Origin of the sequence: Agrobacterium sp. ST15.13.013 (assembly GCF_027956525.1) — a bacterium.
Classification (GTDB): domain Bacteria; phylum Pseudomonadota; class Alphaproteobacteria; order Rhizobiales; family Rhizobiaceae; genus Agrobacterium; species Agrobacterium salinitolerans.
On sequence record NZ_JAQKGP010000023.1, the window covers coordinates 1 to 24,785 of the forward strand.

The following is a 24,785-nucleotide window of genomic DNA, read 5'->3' on the forward strand; positions in this document are numbered from 1 at the left end:
TAACCGAAGTCTCTCTCCACGGCATCAACACCTCCCGCAAAGCGAAAAGTGTTACCCATGTCTCCGGTACAAAACGTCACCTATCTCTCAAGTCGGACAGAAAAAAAGACGGATAAATCGTCACCACGTCCGATGTGAGATGCATCGTTTCTATGGGCTGTGATGCGCATCGCCATGCGCAATGCGCGAAGATTTCTCACACTAAGAAAACCGGGAAGAGCGTTCCCTCCCCGGCTCTCATTGTCAGGCAGCTTCGTCCCAGACAGGCGCAAGCCCGTCCGGCGAAACAATGCGGCCATCCGGTCCGGCGAGCGCATGGATCGCCGCCATTTCATCGGCAGAAAGTTCAAAGTCGAAGATGGCGAGATTTTCATCGACGCGGGCTTCGCTGACCGTTTTCGACAATGCGACGACACCCGGCTGCTGCACGAGCCAGCGCAGCACCACCTGCGCCACCGACTTGCCACGGCCTGCGGCGATTTCTTTCAGCACCGGATCGGTGAAGACCTTGCCATCGGCCATGCCGTAATACCCCGTCACCGACATACCGGCGGCCTTTGCCGCGGCGATAACCACATCCTGATCGATATAGGGGTGGTATTCGATCTGGTTGGTCACGATCGGGGCTCTGGACAGCTTCACCGCCTCGGCCATCAGCGCCGTGCTGAAATTGGAAACGCCGATATGGCGAACCTTGCCGGCCTGCCTCACCGCGTTCAGCGCGCCGATCTGTTCGGCAAGCGAAACCGCCTCATTCGGCCAATGCAGCAGCAGCAGGTCGACATAGTCGGTCTTCAGCTTTTTCAGGCTCTCATCCACGGAGGCGAGGAAGGCATCGTGCCTGTAATTCTCGACCCAGACCTTGGTGGTGAGAAACACCTCGCTGCGCGCCACGCCCGAAGCAGCAATGGCTTCGCCGACCTCGGCATCGTTGCCGTAGATCTGGGCGGTATCGATATGGCGAAAGCCGGCCTTCAGCGCATGGGGAACGATGCGCAGCACATCGGCGCCGGGGATACGAAACGTGCCGAAGCCGAGCGCCGGGATCGAAACGCCATTCGCGGTGACATCAAACATATATTTTCTCCTTTGGGGTTATCCGGCCAGCTTGGGGTATGGCCGGGAATCTTGTGAAAGCTCAGGCGGTTTTCAGCGTCAGCGCGGCGCGGCGGTCGAGTGCGCTGCTCCAGAGGGTGAGCAGCAGGGCGACGGCGACGAGGATGGCGCCAACCCAGGGGGTTGCGGCAAGACCCATCGGCGATTCCACCACCAGACCGCCAAGCCATGCGCCAATGGCGATGCCGAAGTTGAACGCGGCGATGTTGAGCGCCGAGGCGACATCGACGGCACCGGGGCGATGCTCCTTGGCAAGTTGCACCACATAAAGCTGCAGGCCGGGAACATTCGCGAAGGACAGGAAACCAAGCGCCGCAAGCGTGATGAGCGCCAGCATCGGCGAGAAGGCGGTGAAGGAAAAGACGAGCAGCACGATGGCCTGCGCCAGGAAAAGACCGATCAGCGCCTTGGCCGGGTTATGGTTGGCGATCCTGCCGCCGCCGATATTGCCGGCTGCAATGGCGACGCCATAAAGCACGAGGATCAGGCTGACGCTCTTTTCCGAAAAGCCGGTCACATCCTGCAGGATCGGTGCAAGGAAGGTGAAGGCGACGAAGGTGCCGCCGTAGCCGAGCGCGGTCATGGCGAAAACGATGAGCAGCCGGCCGGAACCGAGAACACGAACCTGATCGAAGAGGCTCGCCGGCGGCGCCTTTTTGAGCGTGCTTGGCAGAAGCGCGGCAATGCCCAGGAAAGCAATGACGCCAAGGGCGGTGACGGCCCAGAAGGTGGCGCGCCAGCCGAAGACCTGCCCGATATAGGTGCCGAGCGGAACGCCGGTGACGATGGCGACCGTGAGCCCCATGAACATCATCGCAATGGCGGAAGCCCGACGGTTTTCCGGCACGAGATCGGCGGCGATGGTGGAACCGACCGAGAAAAAGACGCCATGGGCGAAAGCGGCGATGACGCGGGCGACAAGCAGCATCTCATAGCTCGGCGACAGGGCCGCAGCGCTATTGCCTATGATGAACAGGGCCATCAGGCCCAGCAGCAGCGGCTTTCTTTCGATCCTGCCCGTCAGCGCCGTCAGGATCGGCGCACCGAAGGTGACGCCCAGCGCGTAGACGCTGACAATGAGGCCGGCGAGCGGCAGGGTGATGTGAAGATCGGTCGCGACCGTCGGCAGAAGACCGACAATCACGAACTCCGTGGTGCCGATCGCATAGGCCGCGATCGTCAGGGCAAATATGGCCAATGGCATGACGAATACCTCTTCGCCCGGAGCGAGATCGCGGGCGTTCTGGACAGCAACGCTGTCGGTTTGGATCATTTGGACAGCGATGCTGTCCGGTTGGATCAAATCTATGGACGCAATATGGGCGAAGGGGACTTGCATGATAATCGGCAAGGTGGGACAAATACCTTTGAATTTATTTCAAAGGCGGTGCGGCGATGGATAACAGGGCCGGAGAAATGGAAGTCTTCGTGGCGGCGGCCGAACTCGGCAGCTTTTCCGCCGCCGGGCGCAGGCTGCAGCTTTCACCGTCCGCCGTCAGCAAGCTCGTCACCCGCATCGAAGACCGCCTCGGCACCCGGCTGCTCGCCCGCTCCACCCGGCTTGTCACGCTCACACCGGAAGGTGAAGTCTATCTGGCCCGGGCAAGGCGCATTCTCGCCGACATAGCCGAGACCGAGCAGATCGTGGCGAGCGGCGGCAAGGTGGTGCCGCGAGGCCTTTTGCGCGTTAACGCCACTCTGGGCTTCGGCGAACGTTATCTCCTGCCGCTTGCGCCGGAATTTTTGTCGCTTTATCCGGAAATCGAGCTGGATATCTCCCTGACCGACGGCGTCATCAGGCTGATCGAGGAACGCACCGATATCGCCATCCGCTCGGGCGCCATGGGAGATTCATCGCTGAAGGCGAGAAAGCTGAAGGAAGTCCGTCGCGTCATCGTCGCCTCCCCCGCCTATATCGAACGACACGGCATGCCGGAAAAACCGCAGGATCTGGCGCGGCACAATTGCTTCAGCTTCAATTTCAGCCGCAGCCTCAACGAATGGCCGTTTCGCAACCCCGGCTCTGCGCAAGTCTACCGCCTGCCTGTCAAGGGCAACGTCTCGGTCAACAGCGGCATGGCCATGCGAAGGCTCTGCCTGACGGGCCTGGGGCTGGGAAGGGTCGGCGAATTTCATATCGAGCCGGATATCGAGGCGGGCCTGCTCGTGCCGGTTCTGGAAGACTACAATGCAGAGGAGATGGAAGTGATCCACGCGGTTTATGCCGGTCATGAACACCTGGCCGCCCGCGTTCGCGCCTTCATCGATTTTGTCGCAGCAAGGGTCGGGCGGTGACTGGCCGCCTCAGACCAGGCCGTGCACCAATTTGGCAAGCCAATCGACAAAAACGCGCACCTTGTTGGTTACATGCCGGGTCTGCGGGTAAACCACATAGATCGGCATCGCCTCCCGTCGCCATTCGGAAAGCACCGGCACCAGTTCTCCCCGCGAAAGCGCATCCTTTACCATGAAGACGGGAAGCTGCACGATACCCATGCCGGCCAGCGCGGCATTGAGATAGGTACGGCTGTCATTGACCGAGACGACATAATTCGGGGTCAGCTCGACGCTGCGCACACCGTTATCGAAGGAGGCCGGCATGATCTGACCGGTGGTGGCATTGAGGTAGCCCACCGAATAATGTTCCTTCTCCAGATCCTCCGGCTCTTGCGGCATGCCGAAATTTTCGATGTAGGACGGCGAGGCGAATGTCTCGAACCGGAGTTCGCCCACTTTACGGGCAATCAGCGACTGATCGCGCAGCACGCCGACGCGCAGCGCACAGTCGACATTCTCCGCTATATAATCGACCAGACGGTCACCGACACCGAGGTCGAGGCGGATTTGCGGATAACGCTGGTAAAATTCGCAAAGATGTGGGATAACCACCAAGTCCGCGAAGACACCGGCCATTTCCACCCGCAACCGGCCGGAGGGCTGCACCTGCGCGCTGGACATGCTGCCGTCAAGTTCTTCGATTTCCGATAAAATCTGTGAGGCCCGCTCATAATAGAGAGCGCCGTCCGTTGTCAGCATCACCCGGCGCGTGGTGCGGTTGAGAAGTGTGGTGTGCAAATGCGCCTCCAGCGCCTGCACCATGTTGGTGACGGTGGTCTTCGGCATATTCAGCGCTGTCGCGGCGCGGCTGAAATTGCCGGTTTCCACGACCCGCGTAAAAACCCGCATGGCGGAGAGCTGATCCATGATGAGATTATCCGTCTTTATGGAATAGTGTTTTCATTTTAGAGCACTTGATCGTTTTTCTCCGAACAATAATATGAATTTCAGATTTTGCAAATATGGTGCGCCTCTCATGGTGGTGCACGGGACCGGATCAGATGAACGCGCACTGGGAAAACATCAAAAGCTGCGGGGGCCTCGCATCCCAGCTTTCCGTGCGCCGATATGAGGGTGCAAAGCTTTGCAGCCAGCCGCCCGTGGTGCTTTACCTGCGCGGCGGATCGTTTCTGCAACCCGGTCTTGAGCCGGGCGGTAATTGCCCCGAGCTTCCGGTGGCCCGCGCGCTTGCCGAAAGCGGCGCGGTGGTCGTGGAAGCCGATTATAGCAAGCCGTCCGGCAACGAGTTTCCGATGGTTATCGACTGCGCCTATGAGGCGCTCGATCATCTGAGCCGGGATCGTAAACATTATGGCGGCGCGAAATCGCTGCTGTTCGTGGCCGGCGAAGAGGCAGGCGGCAATGTGGCGGCGGGGCTTGCCTTGAAGGCCCGTGACCGCATGCCGGGCAAACTCGCAGGCCAGATTCTTCTGTCGCCTATGATCGACCCGATGATGACGACGGAATCCTTCCGCAACGCGGACAGGATCGGCATGCGCCAGCGCTGGGCCGATGGCTGGAGCCATTACCTTGCCAAGGCGTGCGGGTTTTTCCACCCCTATGCCGCGCCCTGCCAGTGCACGCGGCTGAACCGGGTGGCGCCGGCGCTGATCTTTACCGCCGAGGATGACCCTCTGCGCGACGAAACGGTCAATTATGGAGACCGCCTCATCGCCTCGGGTGTCAGCGTCCGGAGCCATGTTTTCCCCGCCGGCATCGGCTGGACGGGGCTTTATCAAGGAGAGGGCGGCGGATGGGTCTCATCCGTCTGTTCGGAGTTCAAGACTTTCGTTGACCAGTTAAAACACTGAAAATTCGCATTTATTTATGAACGACCTGCTCCCGATCGGGGGCCAAGGAGATACCCATGACGCTGAACACAAAGCGCCGGGCCCTGACGGGCGCCGGTATCGGGCTTGCCATGTCCGTTGCAGCCGCAGCACTGTTTTTCGACCTCCCCACCAGCCGTGACGCGACGGCCGCTTCCACGCCGGCTGAAACACCGGCAATCCCGGTCACCGTCGCCAAGGTGGAAAGCCGCGACGTGATGCGCTGGGAAGAATTTTCCGGCCGTCTCGAAGCCGTCGACCGGGTGCAGATCCGCTCCCGCGTCGCCGGCCAGATCAAGGCCGTGCATTTCCGCGAAGGTGCGCTCGTCAAGGAAGGCGACCCACTCTTCACCATCGACCCGGCCCCCTATCAGGCCGCTGTTGCCGGTGCTGAGGGACAGGTCGCTTCCGCCGAAGCCAAGGTAAGCCTTGCAAAAACGGAACTGGAGCGTGGCCGCCGGCTTTCCGACAACCGCACCATTTCCCAGAGCGATCTCGACCAGCGGCAAAGCTCGTTTGCGGATGCGCAAGCCCAGCTTCGCGCTGCCCGCGCAGCACTCACCACGGCTGAGCTCGATCTCGGTTACACCGAAATCCGCGCTCCGGTTTCCGGCCGGGTCGGCAGGATCGAAATCACCGCCGGCAACCTCGTCGCTGCCGGCTCTACCTCGCCGGCGCTCACGACGCTGGTATCGGTCAACCCGATCTATGCCAGCTACAACGCCAGCGAAGGCGTTGTAGCCAGGGCGCTTGCCGAACTGCCGAAAACCGATGACGCCCTGCCCGCCCTCGAACAGATCCCGGTGGAAATCGGCACGCTTTCGGATGAGGGTACGCCGATCAAGGGTACGCTGCACCTGATCGACAACCAGGTGGATTCGGCAAGCGGCACCATCGGTGTCCGCGCCGTCTTTGAAAATCCGGACGGCAGGCTGATCCCCGGCCAGTTCGTGCGGGTACGCATGGGTGAACCGAAGCCGGAAAACCGCATCGTCATCAGCGACCGGGCCATCGGCACGGATCAGGACAAGCGGTTCGTCTTCGTGGTGGACGCCGAAAACAAGGTGAGCTACCGCCAGATCAAGCCGGGCGCACCGGCCGACGGCCAGCGCATCATCGAAAGCGGCCTTGCCGCCGGCGATACGATCGTCGTCAACGGTCTGCAACGCATTCGCCCCGGCGCGACCATCGCACCGCAGACGGAAGACAAGGTTGCTGCTTCGCAGTAACCCTCCCCTTTGATCAGCAGGCGTCCCGCGCTGTCGCGAGACGCCCCCTTAGACAGAACCGGCCTTCACCGGCGGCAGGGTTGCCGCCGGAACGGCCTTCGCATTCCCAAAGACCCGGAGAGGGACTGGATATGAATATTTCCAGATTTTTTGTCGACCGGCCGGTATTCGCCGGCGTGTTGTCGATCCTGATTGTGGTGGCAGGCCTTCTCGGCATGCGCGCCCTGCCGATTTCGGAATATCCCGAAGTCGTTCCGCCATCTGTCGTCGTGCGCGCCACCTATCCCGGTGCGAACCCGACCGTTATCGCTGAAACCGTCGCGACACCGCTGGAAGAACAGATCAACGGCGTCGAGGACATGCTCTATATGGGCAGCCAGGCGACATCGGACGGCGTGCTGACGCTGACCGTGACCTTCAAGCTCGGCACCGACCCCGACAAGGCGCAACAGCTGGTACAGAACCGCGTGTCGCAGGCCGAACCGCGGCTGCCGGCGGAAGTCCGCGCACTCGGCATCACCACCGTCAAAAGTTCGCCGGACTTCATCATGGTCGTCAACCTCGTCTCGAAGACCGACGATTATGACATCACCTATCTGCGCAACTATGCGACGCTGAACGTCAAGGATCGCCTCGCCCGCATCGAAGGTGTCGGCCAGGTGCAGGTCTTCGGCGCAGGCGACTATTCCATGCGCGTATGGCTCGACCCGCAGAAGGTTGCCGAGCATGATCTGGCCGCAAGCGATGTTTCCGACGCCATCCGCCAGCAGAACGTGCAGGCCGCAGCCGGCGTCATCGGCGCTTCCCCAAGCCCGAATGGTGTCGACCTGCAGCTCAACGTCAATGCCCAAGGCCGTCTGACGACGCCGGAAGAATTCGGCAACATCATCGTCAAGAGCGGTGCGAACGGCGAAATCCCCCGCCTGCGCGATGTCGCCCGCATCGAGCTTGGCGCTGCCGACTATACGCTGCGCTCGCTGCTCGACGGCGAACCCGCCGTGGCTGTCGCCGTGCTTCAGGCCCCCGGCTCCAACGCCATCGAAATCGCCGACAATGTCCGCGCGACCATGGACAATCTGCAACTGGCAATGCCTGACGGTGTGAAATACGAGATCGTCTACGATACGACGAAATTCGTGCGCTCCTCCATCGAAAAGGTTGTCGATACACTCCTCGAGGCCGTTGGCCTCGTGGTGCTTGTGGTCATCCTCTTCCTTCAGACCTGGCGCGCCTCAATCATTCCGCTGATCGCCGTTCCGGTCTCGATCATCGGCACCTTCGCCGTCATGTATGCCTTCGGTTTCTCCATCAACGCGCTGACTTTGTTCGGCCTTGTGCTCGCCATCGGCATCGTGGTGGATGACGCCATCGTGGTGGTCGAAAACGTCGAGCGAAACATCGAAAACGGGCTCTCACCGCGAGATGCCACCTATAAAGCCATGCGTGAAGTCTCCGGCCCGATCATCGCCATTGCGCTGGTTCTGGTCGCCGTCTTCGTGCCGCTTGCCTTCATTTCCGGCCTGTCGGGTCAGTTCTACCGGCAGTTCGCGCTGACGATTGCCATCTCGACCGTCATTTCGGCCATCAACTCGCTGACGCTGTCACCCGCGCTTGCGGCCCTGCTGCTCAAGGAACATGGTGCCCCGAAAGACTGGCTCACCCGTTTCATGGACAAAATCTTCGGCTGGTTCTTCCGCGGCTTCAACCGCGCCTTCGGTGCCGCCTCCAACGGCTACGGCAAAACTGTCGGCGGGCTGGTGACGCGCAAGAGCCTTGTCATGATGGTCTATATGGCGCTGGTGGCCGCCACCTACGGCATGTTCACCACCGTCCCGAGCGGCTTCGTGCCGGCGCAGGACAAGCAGTATCTGATCGGTTTCGCCCAGCTTCCCGATGGCGCAACGCTCGATCGCACCGAAAGTGTGATCAAGCGGATGAGCGCGATCGCCATGGAAACGCCCGGTGTCAGCCACGCCATCGCCTTCCCCGGCCTGTCGATCAACGGCTTCACCATCGGCTCCAATTCCGGCATCGTCTTTGCGGTTCTCGATGATTTCGAAAAGCGCAAGACACCGGAACTCTCCGGCGGCGCCATCGCCATGCAGCTGAACCAGAAATTTGCCGGCATTCAGGATGCCTTCATCGCCATGTTCCCGCCGCCGCCGGTCAACGGTCTCGGCCAGACAGGCGGCTTCAAGCTGCAGATCGAAGACCGCGCCGGTTACGGTTACCAGACGCTGGATGAAGCCGCGAAGGCCGTGATCGCCAAGGCATATCAGACCCCGGAGCTGGCAGGCATCTTCTCCAGCTACCAGATCAATGTGCCGCAGCTCTTCGCCGATCTCGACCGCGCCAAGGCGGAACAGCTGGGCGTCTCCGTCAGCGACGTCTTTCAGACGCTGCAGATCTATCTCGGCTCGCTCTATGTCAACGACTTCAACGCCTTCGGACGCACATACAGCGTGCGGGTGCAGGCAGATTCGCAGTTCCGCGCCCATGCCGAAGACATCGGCCGTCTGAAGGTTCGCTCGGCGACCGGCCAGATGATCCCGCTGTCGACGCTGCTGAAGGTGGATGCAACGACGGGGCCGGAGCGCACCAACCGCTATAACGGCTTCCTTGCGGCCGATATCAACGGCGGTCCCGCACCGGGCTTCTCCTCGGGACAGGCTCAGGCGGCTATGGAGAAAATCCTTGCCGAGAACCTGCCCGCCGGCATCGATTACGAATGGACCGACCTGACCTACCAGCAAATCCTGGCAGGCAACTCCAGCATCGTGGTCTTTCCCTTGGCGCTGCTGCTCGTCTATCTCGTGCTCGCCGCGCAATATGAAAGCCTCACCTTGCCGATTGCGATCATCCTGATCGTCCCGCTCGGTGTGCTTGCGGCCCTCACGGGCGTCTGGCTGACGGGAGGGGACAACAACATCTTTACGCAGATCGGCCTTGTCGTCCTTGTCGGTCTCTCGGCGAAAAACGCGATCCTGATCGTGGAATTCGCCCGGGAGCTGGAATTCGAAGGACGAACACCGCTTCAGGCGGCCATCGAGGCAAGCCGGCTTCGCCTGCGCCCGATCCTGATGACCTCGCTCGCCTTCATCATGGGCGTGGTGCCGCTGGTCGTCTCGACAGGTGCCGGTGCGGAAATGCGTGCCGCCATGGGCGTCGCCGTCTTCTCCGGCATGATCGGCGTGACGTTCTTCGGCATCTTCATGACACCGGTCTTCTACGTGCTGGTGCGCAAACTGGCGGGCAACCGTCCGCTCATCCAGCACAGCCGAGAAGAGCCGGCCAATTCGGACTACAAGCTCGAAAAGGCCGGCTGAGGCCGACACCTATCCACCGCAACCTTCGACGCAAGCCCGCCGCGCATCCCAAGATGCGCGGCGTTTTTCATGGTTGGGACGTTCATGCGACATCGCTGAAATAGAATCTGTTTCAAATAGTTAAGTAGAGATAACACTTATATTGCGCTGCATTAAAACTGACAAAAGGCAATATATCCGCAAGGGTCAACCAGCGCTGAAAGAAACAATGCTATTTTATGCTTTATATTTTGTGGTAATTTTCGAGAATCAAGGTGATTCGGACTAAATGATTTAGTTCAGGGGCGACATGATGGAGCAGGATTACGAGAGCTGGGCAACCACCGTTGCCTATTCGATTGTGATGCATGAGGGGCTTGATCTCGCCCTTTCCGCGCAAAATCTCGACAGGGGCAAAACCCGGAACAACCGGGAGCGGCTGATGGAAGCCATCCGCACCTCGCTGCTCGAAGCCCGTTCGAGAAGCGGCCAGTTGACGACGGCGTGAAGGGCTGCCAGTCGCGCCGGATAGGGTAGCGGCTCAGGCCGGAAACAGGTCGGTCCGGATCGCCGCTTTCAGCGGCAGATGGTCCGAGGCGATGCGCGCCAGCGCGCTGTCATGCGCCTCCACCTGCTCGATCAACCCTTCGCGATTGGCGATGATCCGGTCGAGCGCCAGCACCGGCAGGTTGGACGGAAAGCTCGGCACAGCCGGCGGCAAAGCGCCAAAAGCATCCCGGAACGTATTGAGCGATGAACCATTACCGAGGCGCCATTCGTTCAGGTCTCCCATGAGAACGGTCGCGCATTCATTGCGCGCTTCGAGAAGGCTGATCAGTGCTTTTGCCTGCTGGGCGCGGGAATGTCTGAGAAGCCCGAAATGGGCGGCGATGACCCTCAGCGTGCCGCCGCTTTTCAGGTCCAGTTCCACGACGAGCGCACCGCGCGGCTCCAGCCCCGGCAATTTCAGCGTATGCACATCCCTGACCGCGCCTTCCTTGAACAGCACGACATTGCCGTGCCAGCCATGGGCCTTCACGCCGGCCTGCACGGGCACGGGAATAAGGCCGCTTTCCCGCTCCAGCCGGGCGAGATCGAGCAGGCCCGTGCGCTCGCCGAAACGGCTGTCCGCTTCCTGAAGGGCGATGATGTCAGCGCCGATTTCCTGAATGACGCGGCTCGTGCGGTCGGGATCGAACTTGCGGTCGCGGCCGACGCATTTATGCACATTGTAGGAGGCGATGACGGGAAAGGAATGATCTTTGGTCGCTGGCGCCGCATTCTGGCGCTGGCGGCGGTCGCGCAGCGACTGCATGACGAAGGCGGACAGGCTGGTGTTTTTCGTCAAGGCCGCTTTTTCATCATCCAGCAAACCGTTCTTTTTCACGCGTTTATGCCTCCGGTCTCGCGCAGCGCCCTGCCGGACGCACCGCACACTAAAGATAAGGCGAAGCGAGCCACAGGACACGCTCCACAAAACGGACAACGAATGGCCGCGCATTCAGTTCGCTGAGCCGCACGGGCAAGGCGGTTGCCCGTGCATCCCGGATGCGCTCGCCGATTGTCGCGGCGAATTCCTCATCCATAACTTCGAGATCGATCTCAAAGTTCAATCGCAGCGAACGCGGATCGAGATTGGAAGAGCCAATGTAGCTCCAGCGCCCGTCAATCACCAGAAGCTTGGAGTGATTGAAAGTCCCCGTCGCCCGCCAGATGCGGCAATAGTTCCTCAGCATCTGGTCGAACTGCGCCGTCATCGCCCTGTCCACAAGCACCAGATTGTTGCTTCTCGGCACGATGATATCCACCACCACTCCCCGCCTTGCTGCGGTTATGAGCGCTGAAATAAGCTCCCTATCGGGGAGAAAATAGGGCGACATGATGAGAATGGAGGAGCGGGCGACGGAAAACGCACCCATCAGCATCTTGTGACTGGTCTCGATGCTTTTGTCTGGCCCCGAGGAGCAGACGCGGGCGACGATTTGCGAACCCGGCACGCCGTCGGGAATGGCGATATCCCAGACTGGCGCATCCAGAAGCTCCCTTGTCGTGAACCGCCAGTCCTCCGCCGCGATGGAGAAAAAATCCGATACAACCGGCCCGGTGATCTTGAAATGCGTGTCGTGCGACCGGTTTTCGCCGCCGAATTCCTCTGTGAACCCCTCACGGATATTCATGCCGCCGCTGAACGCGATGCGACCGTCCACCACAAGAATCTTGCGGTGGGTACGCAGATTGGCATAGGGCAGCCGCAACCCCATGATGACATTGCCGTTGAAGACATCGCAGACGATGCCCTTTTCCCTGAGCGTCGGCAGGATGCTCGGCACGGAATAACGCGCACCCACCGCGTCCACCAGCACGCGCACCTCCACACCACGGACCTTCGCCCTTTCGAGCGCGGCGACAAAACGCGCGCCGATCCGGTCATTGTCGAAAATATAGGTTTCGAGAATAATCGACCGCTTCGCTTCCCCAATAGCCTCCAGCATGGCGGCATAGGCGGCATCCCCCGTGACCAGCGGCTCTATGCCGTTACCGGTCGTCAGCGCATGGCGGGTTACCCGGTCACCCAGCGTCTTCATCGCCTCGAAACGGCGTCCGAAGCGCGCGGCTATCGTCTCGCCGCTGGCGTCCAGACGCGCCACGCGATCCATGATCTCGTCCTGCATGAAGGACCGTTGCTGCGTGATGTTGGACCGGCGAATGCGGTTAATGCCGGCAATGGCATAAATGACCGCGCCGACGATGGGCGACAGCACGATAACCCCGACCCAACCGAGCGCGGAGCGGACCTCCTCCTTCGTCATCGTGGCATGCACGGCGGCCACGGTTCCCATCAAAATCGAGAGAACGGCAAGGATATGCGGCCAATAGGCAATGACGAGATCGAGCATGGTACAACTATAGAGTACTTCGGCAATCTCGCAATGACAGGCAGGTAGCGCTGGCAGAGACAAGAACCTGACAGCGCCATGCTTTTGCGGGACAGACCCTTGCGGGATTAACGGTGGAAACCGGCCTTGCGATATGTCATGAGAGCGCATCTTGATCTTTGGGCAGTGGCAAGGCGGGGTGCACTTGCGGGCTTTCTGCCTCGTTTGAAAGCAAGAAGGCCGTGATGCAGGAAAATACACAGGGCGCCGTCATCGTCATTTCCAGCCATGTCATGCGTGGCTCCGTCGGCAATCGTGCCGCTGTCTTTGCGCTGGAGACACTCGGTTATCCGGTTTGGGCGGTGCCCACCATCGTCATGCCCTGGCATCCCGGCCACGGCCCTTCCACCCGGATGCGCTTTCAGGACGACGATTTCGACAAGGCGATGACCGACCTCGAAAACGCCAAATGGATCGGCGAGGTCAAGGCTGTCCTGACCGGTTATTTCGGCAGCGCGGCGCAGGTGCGCTCCGTCGCAAGGCTGATCCGCAATCTGAAGGAAAAGAACCCGTCGCTGATTTATGCCTGTGACCCGGTCATGGGCGATCTTGGCGGGCTTTACATTCCGCTTGAAACAGCGGAAGCCATCCGCGATCACCTCATCCCGCTTGCCACCGTCGCCACGCCAAACCGTTATGAACTGGCCTGGATGAGCGGCGCGGAACTTGAGACCAACAATGCCATCATGGATGCCGCGCTCGCACTCGGCCCCCCGAAAATGCTGGTCACCTCAGCCGTCCCGATGATGACGGGCGGCACCGGCAATCTTTATCTCAGCGGCCGCCACGCACTGCTTGCCGAACATCGCGCCATCGAGAATGCGCCGAACGGCCTCGGCGACCTGATGTCGGCGCTATTCCTCGCCCGTCTGCTGGAAGGCGTGGATGACGAAAAGGCGCTGCAACTCGCAACCGCCAGCGTCTTCGAAATTCTGGCCCGCACCAAAAAACGCGACATGAACGAACTGACGCTGGAAACGGATTCTTCAAGCCTCTCCACACCCATGGCCATGGTGCAGATGCGTCATCTCTTGCATCCTTCGCGCAGCAAGCGCAAATAGCGGCTAGAGCATTTCCAGGCTGGACCTCGGTTTTCCGTCAGGAAATGCGGCAAAAAGGAGTTGGAGCAATATCGCGGTTCGAAGAACAGCGAGAATGCTCCAAAGGATTGGTCTTCAACGCACCGAGTTCTTCTCTTGATCTCGGTCCAACCACAACGGTAATGCGATAGATGAAAGATTTTCCGGAAAACCTTCTCAACGGCTACAAGAGCTTCATGAGCGGCCGCTACGCCGATGAGCGCGAAAGATACCGCGTTCTGGCAGATACCGGACAGAAACCGCAGACCCTGTTCATTGCCTGTTGTGACTCCCGCTCCGCGCCGGAAACCATTTTCGACTGCGGACCGGGAGAGCTTTTTGTCGTCCGCAACGTCGCCAACATGGTGCCGCCTTTCGAGCCCGACGGCCAGTACCACGCCACCTCGGCGGCCATCGAATACGCCGTTCAGGTTCTGAAGGTGAAGGATATCGTCGTCATGGGTCACGGCCGCTGCGGCGGCATTCAGGCGGCGCTCGATCCCAATCTCGAGCCGCTGTCTCCCGGCGACTTCATCGGCAAGTGGATGAACATGGTCAAGTCCGCCGCCTCGCAAATCCAGAGCAACGACGTCATGACCGCTTCCGAGCGGCAGACCGCGCTGGAACGGGTCTCAATCCGTAATTCCATCGCAAACCTGCGCGGTTTCCCCTTCGTCAAGGCGCAGGAAACCGCCGGCAAGGTGAAACTGCACGGCGCATGGTTCGATATTTCAACCGGCGAATTGTGGGTGATGGACGGCAAAACGGGCGATTTCCGTCGTCCAGACCTGTGATAAACAGGTTTTAGGTTAAAGGAGCGACGAGGTCGTATCAGCCACAAGTACCAACGGCTACCAACCTCTCCGTCGGCCACCAAACTCTCCTTCGGCTACCAACCTCTCCTTCGTCATCCTCGGGCTTGACCCGAGGATCCATTGCGCGTCAGGTTGTGGATCCTCGGGTCAAGCCCGAGGATGACGTCGATCATGCGGGGAACCTCTGTCAGACACGCCGTGGCTGGATGCCGGATCAAGTCCGGCATGACGGAAGTGAAACTTTGGCTCTTAGAAAACGGCCTTATTGGCCGTCGATCGCCTTGCCGATAAACGCAATCGCCTGCTGGTAGACGCTGGCGGCGTTCCAGCCCTGGATGGCCGCGTAATTGGCCTGTCCCTGCTGATAACCGGCGCCGCGCTGCCAGCCATGGCCGACGAGGAAGTTCGCGGTGGAAGCCAGCGCGTCGGCGCGCGAGCCGACGAGATCGATCCGGCCGTCGCGGTCGAAATCGACGCCGTAACGCACGACGTTCAGCGGCAGGAATTGCGTCTGGCCGATTTCACCATGGGCAGCACCCTTGGCATTGACGTTCAGCGAACCGCTGCCGACGAGCTTGAGGGCCGCATAAAGCTGCTCGGTGAAATAATCCGAACGACGGCAATCGAAGGACAGCGTCGCCACGGCGGAAAGCGTATGCTGGTTGCCAAGGAAGCCGCCAAAGCCGGTTTCCATGCCCCAGATGGCGAGCAGCGGACCGGCCGGCACGCCATAGGCGCGCTCGATGGACGCAAAGAGAGAAGCATTATTCTTCTTCATCGTCTTGCCGCGCGAGATGATCGTCTGACCGCCGCGCTTCTGCATGAACTGTTCGAAGGACAGCTTGAAGCTGTGCTGGCCGCGGTCAGCGCGGATTGTCGCCTGGTTGTAGGAGACGCCGGAGAAAGCACGGTCGAGCACCGAGGCGCTGACGCCGCGGCCCGTCGCTTCCTGCTTGAAGGCTCTGACCCAGGCATCGAAGCCCGCCGAAGTGTTGCCGCATTGCGCAGCCATCACCGGCGCCGCTGCCAGAACCGAAACCATGGCCGCACCAGCCAGAATTACCTTCATTGCCCGCATCAAAATCTGCCTTCGATATACTTTGGGGAGTTTTTCCCGAGAACCAAACCGTCAATACTGTATGATTCAGGTGCCAAAACCGTCTTTTGGCGGCCTAAATTGCCTTTCGGCAGCAAGGCCTGCAAATAAACTGGCCGTGATCGTCGCCAATTATGAAACCCGCCTGCCCCACACAGAACAGACGGGTTATACTTAACGAACCTTAAAAAATCGTATCAGGCTGCCGCCTTGCGGGGCTTGATGAGACCACGATTGATCAGGAGTTCGGCGATCTGCACAGCGTTGAGAGCCGCACCCTTGCGCAGATTGTCGGAAACGACCCACAGGTTGAGGCCGTTTTCGACCGTCGCATCTTCGCGGATGCGCGAGATATAGGTCGCGTCCTCACCGGCGGATTCAACCGGGGTGATGTAGCCGCCGTTTTCGTGCTTGTCGATGACGAGGCAACCCGGCGCTTCGCGCAGGATGTCCCGCGCCTGATCGGCAGTGATCTCGTTTTCGAACTCGATATTGACCGATTCCGAATGGCCGATGAAGACCGGAACACGCACGGCCGTGCAGGTTACCTTAATCTTCGGATCGAGCATCTTCTTGGTTTCGGCCAGAACCTTCCATTCTTCCTTGGTGTAGCCGTCTTCCATGAAGACGTCGATATGCGGAATGACGTTAAAGGCGATGCGCTTGGTGAACTTCTTGGCTTCCACCGGATCTGCCACGAAGACAGCGCGGGTCTGCTGGAACAGTTCGTCCATGCCTTCCTTGCCGGCGCCGGAAACGGACTGGTAGGTGGAGACGACGACGCGCTTGATCTTGGCGAAGTCATGCAGCGGCTTCAGCGCAACGACGAGCTGTGCCGTGGAGCAATTCGGGTTGGCGATGATGTTCTTCTTGGTGAAGCCCGCAACCGCATCGGCGTTCACTTCCGGAACGATCAGCGGAACGTCCTGATCGTAGCGCCATGCGGACGAGTTGTCGATGACGACGCAGCCCTGCTGGCCGATCTTCGGCGACCACTTCTTGGACACATCGCCGCCAGCTGACATCAGGCAGATATCCGTGTCGGAAAAATCGTAGTTCTCGAGGTTCGAGACCTTCAGCGTGCGGTCGCCATAAGAGACTTCCGTGCCCTGCGAACGGGCGGAAGCGAGCGGCACGACTTCATCGGCGGGGAAACCGCGTTCGGCCAGGATATTGAGCATTTCGCGACCGACGTTGCCGGTGGCGCCTGCAATTGCAACTTTGAAACCCATGATCAAGCTCTCTTTCTGTCTCTCCTCTTTTTGGTGAGGTGGGAACCCGCATCAGATCGCGGCTTCCTCGTTCCCCAGCCAAACCGGGGAGAGAGCGGTGGCCAGAGACGTTAGACGGTTTTAATCGTCGTTTTGGCCGTAATTCGGGTAGAATGAGAAAGGCGCGGATCATCGCCGGCCAATTGTGCCGGTCCTTCCATGACGAACATGTCTGCAACATGCATGCGCAAGGTGATGCTCCTTCTTCGCGAGAAGCTATTAGAAGGTTTCTCGGTTGTGTCAAGAAAAAAGGCGCTTGCGCAAACAAGCTGTAATCAGCCCCGCGACATTTTCGGGACGCTCTATATTAGACTAAAGTCATAATCCGAAAGCATCGCTCTTACTGGGGTTAATTTTCTGTCACTCTCATGGTCCGCGCATTGCAGCCGAAAGGTTGAGTCCAGAGGAGAGAGCTGGGCTCCGCAATGCGTCGATTGGGACATCTGTGGAGGACAGACAATGGCAAATGTTGCAGCCGTGAGCGGCGCCGCCCGTCCAATGACGGGCGAAGAGAAGAAGGTGATTTTCGCCTCTTCTCTCGGAACAGTCTTCGAATGGTATGATTTTTATCTCTACGGCTCGCTCGCGATCTATATCGGCGCGAACTTCTTCAGCCAATATCCGGAAACGACGCGCAACATCTTCGCGCTGCTGGCCTTTGCCGCCGGCTTCCTCGTGCGGCCTTTCGGCGCGCTGGTCTTTGGCCGCCTCGGTGATATCGTCGGGCGCAAATATACCTTTCTCATCACAATCCTCATCATGGGCGTTTCGACCTTCCTCGTTGGCGTCCTGCCCGGCGCATCGCAGATCGGCATCGCCGCTCCGATCATTCTGATCGCGCTGCGCATGCTTCAGGGTCTGGCGCTCGGCGGTGAATATGGCGGTGCGGCAACGTACGTCGCCGAACACGCGCCGAACGGCCGCAGGGGCTATTACACCTCGTGGATCCAGACCACGGCGACGCTCGGCCTGTTCCTGTCGCTGGTGGTCATTCTCGGCGTGCAGTTCGCGCTCGGCAAGGAAGCCTTCGCCGCCTGGGGCTGGCGCATTCCCTTCCTCGTTTCCGTTCTGCTGCTTGGTGTCTCAGTCTGGATTCGTCTGAAAATGAATGAATCGCCCGCTTTCAAGAAGATGAAGGAAGAGGGCAAGACCTCCAAGGCGCCGCTGAGCGAAGCCTTCGGCCAATGGAAGAACGCCAAGATCGCGATCATCGCACTTATCGGCGCCGTCATCGGTCAGGCCGTCGTCTGGTATACGGGCCAGTTTTACGCCCTGTTCTTCCTGCAGAGCATTCTGAAGGTGGACGGCCAGTCGGCCAATATCATGGTTGCCGTCGCACTCGTCCTCGGCACCAGCTTCTTCGTGATCTTCGGCTGGCTTTCCGACAAGGTTGGCCGCAAACCAATCATCATGGCCGGCCTCATCCTCGCCATGCTGACCTACTTCCCGCTGTTCAAGGCGCTCACCTGGGCGGGCAACCCGGCGCTCGCCGAGGCTCAGTCCACCGTACGCGCCACCGTGACTGCGGCGCCGGGCGACTGCAAGTTCCAGTTCAACCCGACGGGCACTGCGAAATTCACCACATCCTGCGATATCGCCACCTCGTTCCTGACGCGCAATTCCGTGCCCTATGACGTGGTTGCGGGGGCCGCCGGCGAACCGGCAAGCGTGAAGATCGGCAACGCCACCATCGCCAGCTACGATGCGATTGCGGCTGGCGCGGATGCTTCCGCGAAGGACAAGGCCTTCCAGAAGCAAGTCAATATCGCAATGCATGACAGCGGTTATCCGCTGGTACGCGGTGCAGCACAGGTGCCGGATGCGAAACTGGACGCCTTCATCGCCGCAAACCCAGAACTCGGCCTCAATGCCGATGCGGTCCGCGCCACCGACAAGAAGATGGTGGCGACCGACAAGCTGGTGGCTGACAAGCTGCTGACGCCTGCCGAGACCGGCGGTGCGGCGGAAATGGCCGTCTACACCATTGCCGGCGGCGGCGCGTTCTCGATGGTAGCCGACCCGGCCGCCGTGAATTGGGTCGTCATTATCGCAGTGCTGACCGTCCTCGTCATCTACGTGACGATGGTCTACGGCCCGATTGCGGCCCTGCTGGTCGAACTGTTCCCGACCCGCATCCGCTACTCCGGCATGTCGCTGCCCTATCACATCGGCAACGGCTGGTTCGGCGGCCTTCTTCCGGCCACCGCCTTTGCGATGAGCGCGGCGAAGGGCGATATCTATTATGGTCTCTGGTACCCGATCATCTTTGCAGGCATCACGCTGGTCGTCGGCCTGCTGTTCCTGCCGGAAACCAAGGATCGCGATATCCACGCCATGGATTGAGCGAAAAGCACCCGAAACAGTCACCCGGCGCCTCGGCGCCGGGTTTTTTATTGCCGCCGTACCGCGACCGCCCCAAATGGCCTTTTCCCTGATGTCAATCCGCCGCAGGTAGAAAAACAGCAAGAACAAGACAAAAATACTCGAAATGGTCTATGACGGCTTATCAGGACGGGAATGGGAGAGCAGTTTTGAGAATCGGGACACCTAAGGAACTCTATGAAGGCGAAGCGCGTGTCGCCATGACGCCGGACAGCGCGCTGGCTTTGCAAAAACTCGGATATGATTGCGTGATCGAGGCTGGCGCTGGCAAGGCGGCCGGTTTTTCCGACGACGCCTATCGCGCGGCAGGCGTGACGGTGGTCGAAAGCGCTGAGGCGCTCTACACCGGTTCCGACATCATCGCCAAGGTTCGCCCGCCGGAAACGTCAGAGATTGATCGGCTGTCTTCCGACAAGACGCTGATCTCGTTTTTCTACCCCGCCCAGAACAAGGACCTTTTGGAGCAGGCCAAGGAAAAGGGCGCAAACGTCATCGCCATGGACATGGTGCCGCGCATTTCCCGCGCCCAGAAAATGGACGCCCTGTCTTCCATGGCCAATATCGCCGGTTATCGCGCCGTGATCGAGGCCGGCAATAATTTTGGCCGTTTCTTCACCGGCCAGGTCACCGCCGCCGGCAAGGTGCCGCCCGCCAAGGTGCTGGTCATCGGCGCAGGCGTCGCCGGTCTTGCCGCCATCGGTACGGCCACATCGCTTGGCGCCATCACCTATGCATTCGACGTTCGCCCTGAGGTGGCCGAACAGATCGAATCCATGGGCGCTGAGTTCGTCTATCTCGATTTCGCCGATCAGCAGCAGGACGGCGCCGCCACCGGCGGTTATGCCGCCCCCTCCTCGCCGGAATTCCGCGAGAAGCAGCTCGAAAAGTTCCGCGAACTCGCGCCGCAGATCGATATCGTCATTACCACGGCGCTGATCCCCGGCCGTGATGCCCCGAAACTGTGGCTCGCCGACATGGTGGCGGCAATGAAGCCGGGTTCGGTCATCATCGACCTCGCCGCAGAACGCGGCGGCAATTGCGACCTCACGGTCCCCGACCAGCGTGTGGTTTCCGACAATGGCGTCATCGTCATCGGCTACACTGATTTTCCGAGCCGCATGGCGGCGCAGGCCTCGACGCTCTATTCCACCAACATCCGCCACATGATGACCGATCTGACGCCCGCAAAAGACGGCAAGCCGGTTCACAATATGGAAGACGATGTCATCCGCGGCGCGACCGTCACCTATCAGGGCGAGATCACTTTCCCGCCGCCGCCGCCGAAAATCCAGGCCATTGCCGCGCAGAAGCCGAAGGAACGCGCCAAAGAGCTGACGCCTGAGGAAAAACACGCGAAAGAACGGGCCGAGTTCAAGGCGCAGACCAAAAGCCAGGTCGGGTTGCTGGTCGTCGGCACCGCGCTTCTGCTTCTCGTCGGTCTTTTTGCACCGGCAAGTTTCATGAGCCACTTCATCGTCTTCGTGCTCGCCTGCTTCATCGGTTTCCAGGTCATCTGGAATGTCAGCCACTCGCTGCACACCCCGCTGATGGCGGTGACAAACGCGATTTCCGGCATCGTCATCATCGGCGCACTGCTGCAGATCGGTTCCGGCAACTGGCTGGTGGTGATCCTTGCCTCGCTTTCCGTCCTGATCGCGACGATCAACATCGTCGGCGGTTTCCTCGTGACACGGCGCATGCTCGCCATGTTCCAGAAGTCCTGAGCGTGCGGGGATTTAAATAAATGACCATTGGTATCGTTTCCGCGGCCTATGTTGCCGCAGCCGTTCTTTTCATCCTCTCGCTCGGCGGTCTTTCCGGACAGGAAAGCGCTAAGCGCGCCGTCTGGTACGGCATCGTTGGCATGGGCCTCGCCATCATCGCCACCGTCTTCGGCCCCGAAATCAGCAAGGGCGTCGGGCAGTGGCTCGTCGTGCTCTTGATGCTGGCCGGCGGCTCGGTTCTCGGCTATTTCGTCGCAAGCCGGGTGCAGATGACTGAAATGCCGCAGCTTGTGGCGGCCCTTCACTCCTTCGTCGGCCTTGCCGCCGTCTTCATCGGCTTCAACGCCCATATCGAGGAAGCGCACGTCGCCTCGCTCGATGAGACCGCACGTTCGCTGCTGACCGGCTTTTCCGCCATTCTTGCCCACAAGACGCCGGTGGAACTGGCGATCATGAAGGTCGAAGTTTTCCTCGGCGTCTTCATCGGCGCGGTCACCTTCACCGGTTCGGTCGTCGCCTTCGGCAAGCTTGCCGGCAAGGTGGACGGCAAGGCGAAGAAGCTGCCCGGCGGGCATCTTCTGAACGCCGGTGCTGCGATCCTGTCACTTGTGCTGCTCATCATGTATTGCAACGGCGCCGGCGCATGGACCCTCGTCCTGATGACGCTTGCCGCCTTCTTCATCGGTTATCACCTGATCATGGGCATCGGCGGCGCCGACATGCCGGTCGTCGTCTCGATGCTGAACAGCTATTCCGGCTGGGCGGCCGCCGCCATCGGCTTCACGCTCGGCAACGATCTCTTGATCGTCACCGGTGCGCTGGTCGGCTCATCGGGTGCGATCCTCTCCTACATCATGTGCAAGGCGATGAACCGCTCCTTCATCTCGGTCATCCTCGGCGGCTTCGGCGGCACGACGGGTCCGGCGATGGAAATCGAGGGCGAGCAGGTGGCGATCGACGCCGAGGGCGTGGCCGCAGCACTCAACGACGCCGACAGTGTCATCATCGTGCCCGGTTACGGCATGGCGGTGGCGCAAGCGCAATCGGCGGTGTCCGAACTGACCCGCAAGCTGCGCGCCGACGGCAAGACCGTGCGTTTCGCCATCCATCCGGTGGCAGGCCGTCTTCCGGGCCACATGAACGTGCTGCTCGCCGAAGCCAAGGTGCCCTACGACATCGTGCTGGAAATGGACGAGATCAACGACGATTTCCCGAGCACCGACGTCGTCATCGTCATCGGCTCCAACGACATCGTCAACCCGGCGGCACAGGACGACCCGAATTCACCCATCGCCGGCATGCCGGTTCTGGAAGTGTGGAAGTCGAAACTCGTCATCGTCTCCAAGCGCGGCCAGGGCACCGGTTATTCCGGTATCGAGAACCCGCTGTTCTACAAGGACAATACCCGCATGTTCTATGGTGACGCGAAGAAGTCGATCAACGATCTTCTGCCGCTGATCAAGTAAATGAAAAGGGCGTTTCCGGGAATCCGGGAACGCCCTTTTTGCTGACGTGAAAAGAAACTTCCGCCGTCATCCTCGGGCTTGTCCCGAGGATCTATCCACGTCGAATAAAATCAATCGGTTGCAGATCCTCGGGACAAGCCCGAGGATGACGGCGTGCAAATAGCTGATCGTGAATTAAGGGGTATCATCCGGCCGCAGAGACTGCGTTCAAAGTACCCGGTAACGCCGGTTGAAATACATCAGCGCTTCATCACCCGCATTGATCTTCATATCGACGACAGTGCAGATCAGAATGTCATGCGTGCCGCCGTCATGCGCCTCGCGGATGCGGCAGTCGAAAGAGACGAGCGCGTCCTCCAGAACAGGCGCGCCGGTTTCGAGCACGCCCCAGCTGCCGGCAGCAAAACGTTCATCAGCAGGTGTCTTGCCGCCGAAAAGCGTGCTCAGAACCTCGTGATGGGCGGCAAGCGTATTGATGCAGATAACGCCATTAGCCTTCACCACCTTGTAGGCTGAGGCATTGCGGTTGAGGCAGACGAGAAGCGTCGGCGGATTGTCGGAAACGCTGCAAACCGCCGTTGCGGCAAAACCGGCACGGCCTGCCGCGCCATCCGTCGTCACGATATTGACCGCCGCACCGAGCCGCGCCATGGCGTTTCTATAATCGAGGCTGCGCTGCTCAGCAGTCTTCGTCTCCATTTCCGCTTCCTTTTCAAGAGACATCATCTGCATCTAACCCATCCTTCCTTAACAGGCCATCAAGCCAGGAGACACGCGTCTTCAAAGCCAAGACGCGGCAGGCGGCCGAACAGCTTCGACGGATCGCCATAACCGAGATTGATCAGGAAATTGGATTTCCACGTCGTGCCCGCGAAAAATGCCGCATCCACCTTGGCCTTGTCGAAGCCGGACATGGCGCCGGTATCCAGCCCCAGCGCGCGGGCGGCAAGGATCAGATATCCGGCCTGAAGCGTGGCGTTGCGAAAAGCCGTTTCTTCGGCCACATCAGGGCTGGAGGTGAACCACGAACGCGCATCGGCATGCGGAAACAGTTCTGGCAGTTTCTCGTAGAATTCCCCGTCAATGGCGGCGATGACCGTCACGGGTGCCGCCATGGTCTTTTCGAGATTGCCGGAAGACAGCGCGGGCTTCAGCTTTTCCTTGCCCTCCGGGCTGCGCACGAAAACGAAACGCGCTGGCGAGCAATTGGCCGAGGTCGGCCCCATCTTCGTCAGATCGTAAAGCGCCTTCAGCGTCTCGTCGCCAATTGGCTTGTCCGTCCAGCCATTGTGGGTGCGTGCTTCGGTGAAAAGCGTTGCCAGTGCAGCGTCGTCAAGTGCCCCGTTGTCCAGTACATTGTCATCAAGTGCTTTCGTCATCTTGCTCTAAAATCCTGTCATAGTGTCTGGTCGGCTGGCAGCAGGAACTGCAATAGCCGCTCGTTGAAAAGGTCGGGCTCGGTGATATTCACCGCATGGGCGCCGAAATCGAGTAGCCCAAGTTCGCTATGCCGCAGGCCTTCTGCCAGCCGCAGCGAGCGCGTATAGGGCACCAGAAGATCGTCCTTCGTTGCCACCACCAGCACCGGACTGCCGATCTCGCCAAGCCGGGCGTCGACGTCGAAAGCCCGTAGCGCCGCTATACGACGAAGCACATTTACCTTGCCCTGAAAATGCGCGACGCCATGGGCATCATCCCGCGCCAGCCGTTCCTGATGCTCCGACATCCAGGCGGCCGGATAAAGAAACAGCGGCTGGGCTTTGACGAAGGCCTCGACACCGGATTTCTCCAGAAGCTCGATCCGCACGTCAAAGCAGCGTCCCGAATGCGGATCGGCCTTGCTCCACGCATTGATAAGCACCAGCCGGTCGATAAGGCCGGGCCGCCGCAGCGCGATATCGAGGCCGATCAGGCCGCCGAGCGCATGGCCCATGAAATGGAATTTTTCGAGGTTCAGGGCCGAGGCAATCTCCAGCACATCATCCGCCATGGCAGATATGCCGCCCTCCTCCGGCACCTCGCCGCCCGTCCTTCCGGTTCCGCGGTGGTCATAGGTGACCACGCGGAAATGACGGGAAAGGGCTTCGATCTGCGGCGCCCAATAGGCACCCGATCCGCCCAGCCCCGAAGACAAAAGGATGGTAGGTGCCTCGGCATCTGTGCGGCCATGAACCTCGAAGTGCATCATCTGCCGTCTCGC

Annotated in this window: 20 protein-coding genes; 10 read left to right on the forward strand and 10 right to left on the reverse strand. The window is 60.1% G+C overall.

Annotated elements, in window-relative coordinates:
- Positions 1–243: 243 nt before the first annotated feature.
- Both PL597_RS20310 and PL597_RS20315 read right to left on the reverse strand, forming a co-directional pair.
- Positions 244–1,077, reverse strand: coding sequence for an aldo/keto reductase (locus tag PL597_RS20310; protein WP_271366127.1), 834 nt, complete (start codon positions 1,075–1,077; stop codon positions 244–246).
- Positions 1,078–1,138: 61 nt separating this feature from the next.
- On the reverse strand, positions 1,139–2,320 hold the full coding sequence (locus PL597_RS20315) for an MFS transporter (RefSeq protein ID WP_142913673.1): 1,182 nt from the start codon (positions 2,318–2,320) through the stop codon (positions 1,139–1,141).
- A 191-nt stretch (positions 2,321–2,511) separates the two neighbouring features.
- Here PL597_RS20315 and PL597_RS20320 point away from each other — a divergent pair, with 191 nt between their 5' ends.
- Positions 2,512–3,411, forward strand: a complete 900-nt coding sequence (locus PL597_RS20320; RefSeq protein ID WP_077981378.1) for a LysR family transcriptional regulator — start codon at positions 2,512–2,514, stop codon at positions 3,409–3,411.
- A 9-nt stretch (positions 3,412–3,420) separates the two neighbouring features.
- Here PL597_RS20320 and PL597_RS20325 read toward each other — a convergent pair whose 3' ends face one another.
- Entirely contained in the window at positions 3,421–4,320 is a 900-nt protein-coding gene (locus PL597_RS20325; protein ID WP_003522616.1) for a LysR family transcriptional regulator, read from the reverse strand.
- Positions 4,321–4,454: 134 nt separating this feature from the next.
- Between PL597_RS20325 and PL597_RS20330 the strand changes: the two genes are divergently transcribed.
- From PL597_RS20330 to PL597_RS20345, 4 genes are all read left to right on the forward strand, one after another.
- On the forward strand, positions 4,455–5,264 hold the full coding sequence (locus tag PL597_RS20330; protein WP_077981598.1) for an alpha/beta hydrolase fold domain-containing protein: 810 nt from the start codon (positions 4,455–4,457) through the stop codon (positions 5,262–5,264).
- 56 nt (positions 5,265–5,320) lie between these two features.
- Positions 5,321–6,511 (forward strand): efflux RND transporter periplasmic adaptor subunit, encoded by a 1,191-nt coding sequence (locus tag PL597_RS20335; protein ID WP_271366128.1) that lies wholly within the window; start codon positions 5,321–5,323, stop codon positions 6,509–6,511.
- 131 nt (positions 6,512–6,642) lie between these two features.
- On the forward strand, positions 6,643–9,837 hold the full coding sequence (locus tag PL597_RS20340; RefSeq protein ID WP_271366129.1) for an efflux RND transporter permease subunit: 3,195 nt from the start codon (positions 6,643–6,645) through the stop codon (positions 9,835–9,837).
- Positions 9,838–10,126: 289 nt separating this feature from the next.
- Positions 10,127–10,324, forward strand: coding sequence for a hypothetical protein (locus PL597_RS20345; protein WP_162520556.1), 198 nt, complete (start codon positions 10,127–10,129; stop codon positions 10,322–10,324).
- 33 nt (positions 10,325–10,357) lie between these two features.
- On the opposite strand, the gene PL597_RS20350 is transcribed toward PL597_RS20345, so the two are convergent.
- On the reverse strand, positions 10,358–11,203 hold the full coding sequence (locus PL597_RS20350) for an endonuclease/exonuclease/phosphatase family protein (RefSeq protein ID WP_077981596.1): 846 nt from the start codon (positions 11,201–11,203) through the stop codon (positions 10,358–10,360).
- 49 nt (positions 11,204–11,252) lie between these two features.
- Positions 11,253–12,713: a phospholipase D-like domain-containing protein gene (locus PL597_RS20355; RefSeq protein ID WP_271366158.1), complete on the reverse strand. Its 1,461-nt coding sequence runs from the start codon at positions 12,711–12,713 to the stop codon at positions 11,253–11,255.
- A gap of 224 nt (positions 12,714–12,937) precedes the next feature.
- Between PL597_RS20355 and pdxY the strand changes: the two genes are divergently transcribed.
- Positions 12,938–13,813, forward strand: coding sequence for a pyridoxal kinase PdxY (gene pdxY / locus PL597_RS20360; RefSeq protein ID WP_077981374.1), 876 nt, complete (start codon positions 12,938–12,940; stop codon positions 13,811–13,813).
- A 170-nt stretch (positions 13,814–13,983) separates the two neighbouring features.
- Positions 13,984–14,625 carry a carbonic anhydrase gene (locus PL597_RS20365; protein WP_077981373.1) on the forward strand — a complete coding sequence of 214 codons (642 nt, stop codon included), beginning with the start codon at positions 13,984–13,986 and terminating at the stop codon, positions 14,623–14,625.
- Between the two features lie 283 nt (positions 14,626–14,908).
- On the opposite strand, the gene PL597_RS20370 is transcribed toward PL597_RS20365, so the two are convergent.
- The gene (locus tag PL597_RS20370; RefSeq protein WP_077981372.1) at positions 14,909–15,724 is read right to left on the reverse strand and encodes a lytic murein transglycosylase; all 816 of its coding nucleotides are present in this window, start codon (positions 15,722–15,724) and stop codon (positions 14,909–14,911) included.
- A gap of 215 nt (positions 15,725–15,939) precedes the next feature.
- The gene (locus PL597_RS20375) at positions 15,940–16,974 is read right to left on the reverse strand and encodes an aspartate-semialdehyde dehydrogenase (RefSeq protein ID WP_137410891.1); all 1,035 of its coding nucleotides are present in this window, start codon (positions 16,972–16,974) and stop codon (positions 15,940–15,942) included.
- Positions 16,975–17,472: 498 nt separating this feature from the next.
- On the opposite strand from PL597_RS20375, the gene PL597_RS20380 reads away from it, so the two are divergent.
- From PL597_RS20380 to PL597_RS20390, 3 genes are all read left to right on the forward strand, one after another.
- On the forward strand, positions 17,473–19,356 hold the full coding sequence (locus tag PL597_RS20380; RefSeq protein ID WP_269824513.1) for an MFS transporter: 1,884 nt from the start codon (positions 17,473–17,475) through the stop codon (positions 19,354–19,356).
- 188 nt (positions 19,357–19,544) lie between these two features.
- The gene (locus PL597_RS20385; protein WP_271366130.1) at positions 19,545–21,119 is read left to right on the forward strand and encodes a Re/Si-specific NAD(P)(+) transhydrogenase subunit alpha; all 1,575 of its coding nucleotides are present in this window, start codon (positions 19,545–19,547) and stop codon (positions 21,117–21,119) included.
- Positions 21,120–21,139: 20 nt separating this feature from the next.
- The gene (locus PL597_RS20390; protein WP_269826851.1) at positions 21,140–22,585 is read left to right on the forward strand and encodes an NAD(P)(+) transhydrogenase (Re/Si-specific) subunit beta; all 1,446 of its coding nucleotides are present in this window, start codon (positions 21,140–21,142) and stop codon (positions 22,583–22,585) included.
- Positions 22,586–22,792: 207 nt separating this feature from the next.
- On the opposite strand, the gene rutF is transcribed toward PL597_RS20390, so the two are convergent.
- Genes rutF through rutD form a run of 3 tightly spaced genes read right to left on the reverse strand, consistent with a single transcriptional unit; the run spans position 22,793 to position 24,773 of the window.
- Entirely contained in the window at positions 22,793–23,317 is a 525-nt protein-coding gene (gene rutF, locus PL597_RS20395) for an NADH-dependent FMN reductase RutF (protein ID WP_137410893.1), read from the reverse strand.
- Between the two features lie 26 nt (positions 23,318–23,343).
- Positions 23,344–23,964, reverse strand: a complete 621-nt coding sequence (locus tag PL597_RS20400) for a malonic semialdehyde reductase (protein ID WP_271366132.1) — start codon at positions 23,962–23,964, stop codon at positions 23,344–23,346.
- 17 nt (positions 23,965–23,981) lie between these two features.
- Positions 23,982–24,773 carry a pyrimidine utilization protein D gene (gene rutD / locus PL597_RS20405; protein ID WP_173990111.1) on the reverse strand — a complete coding sequence of 264 codons (792 nt, stop codon included), beginning with the start codon at positions 24,771–24,773 and terminating at the stop codon, positions 23,982–23,984.
- Between the last annotated feature and the right edge of the window lie 12 nt (positions 24,774–24,785).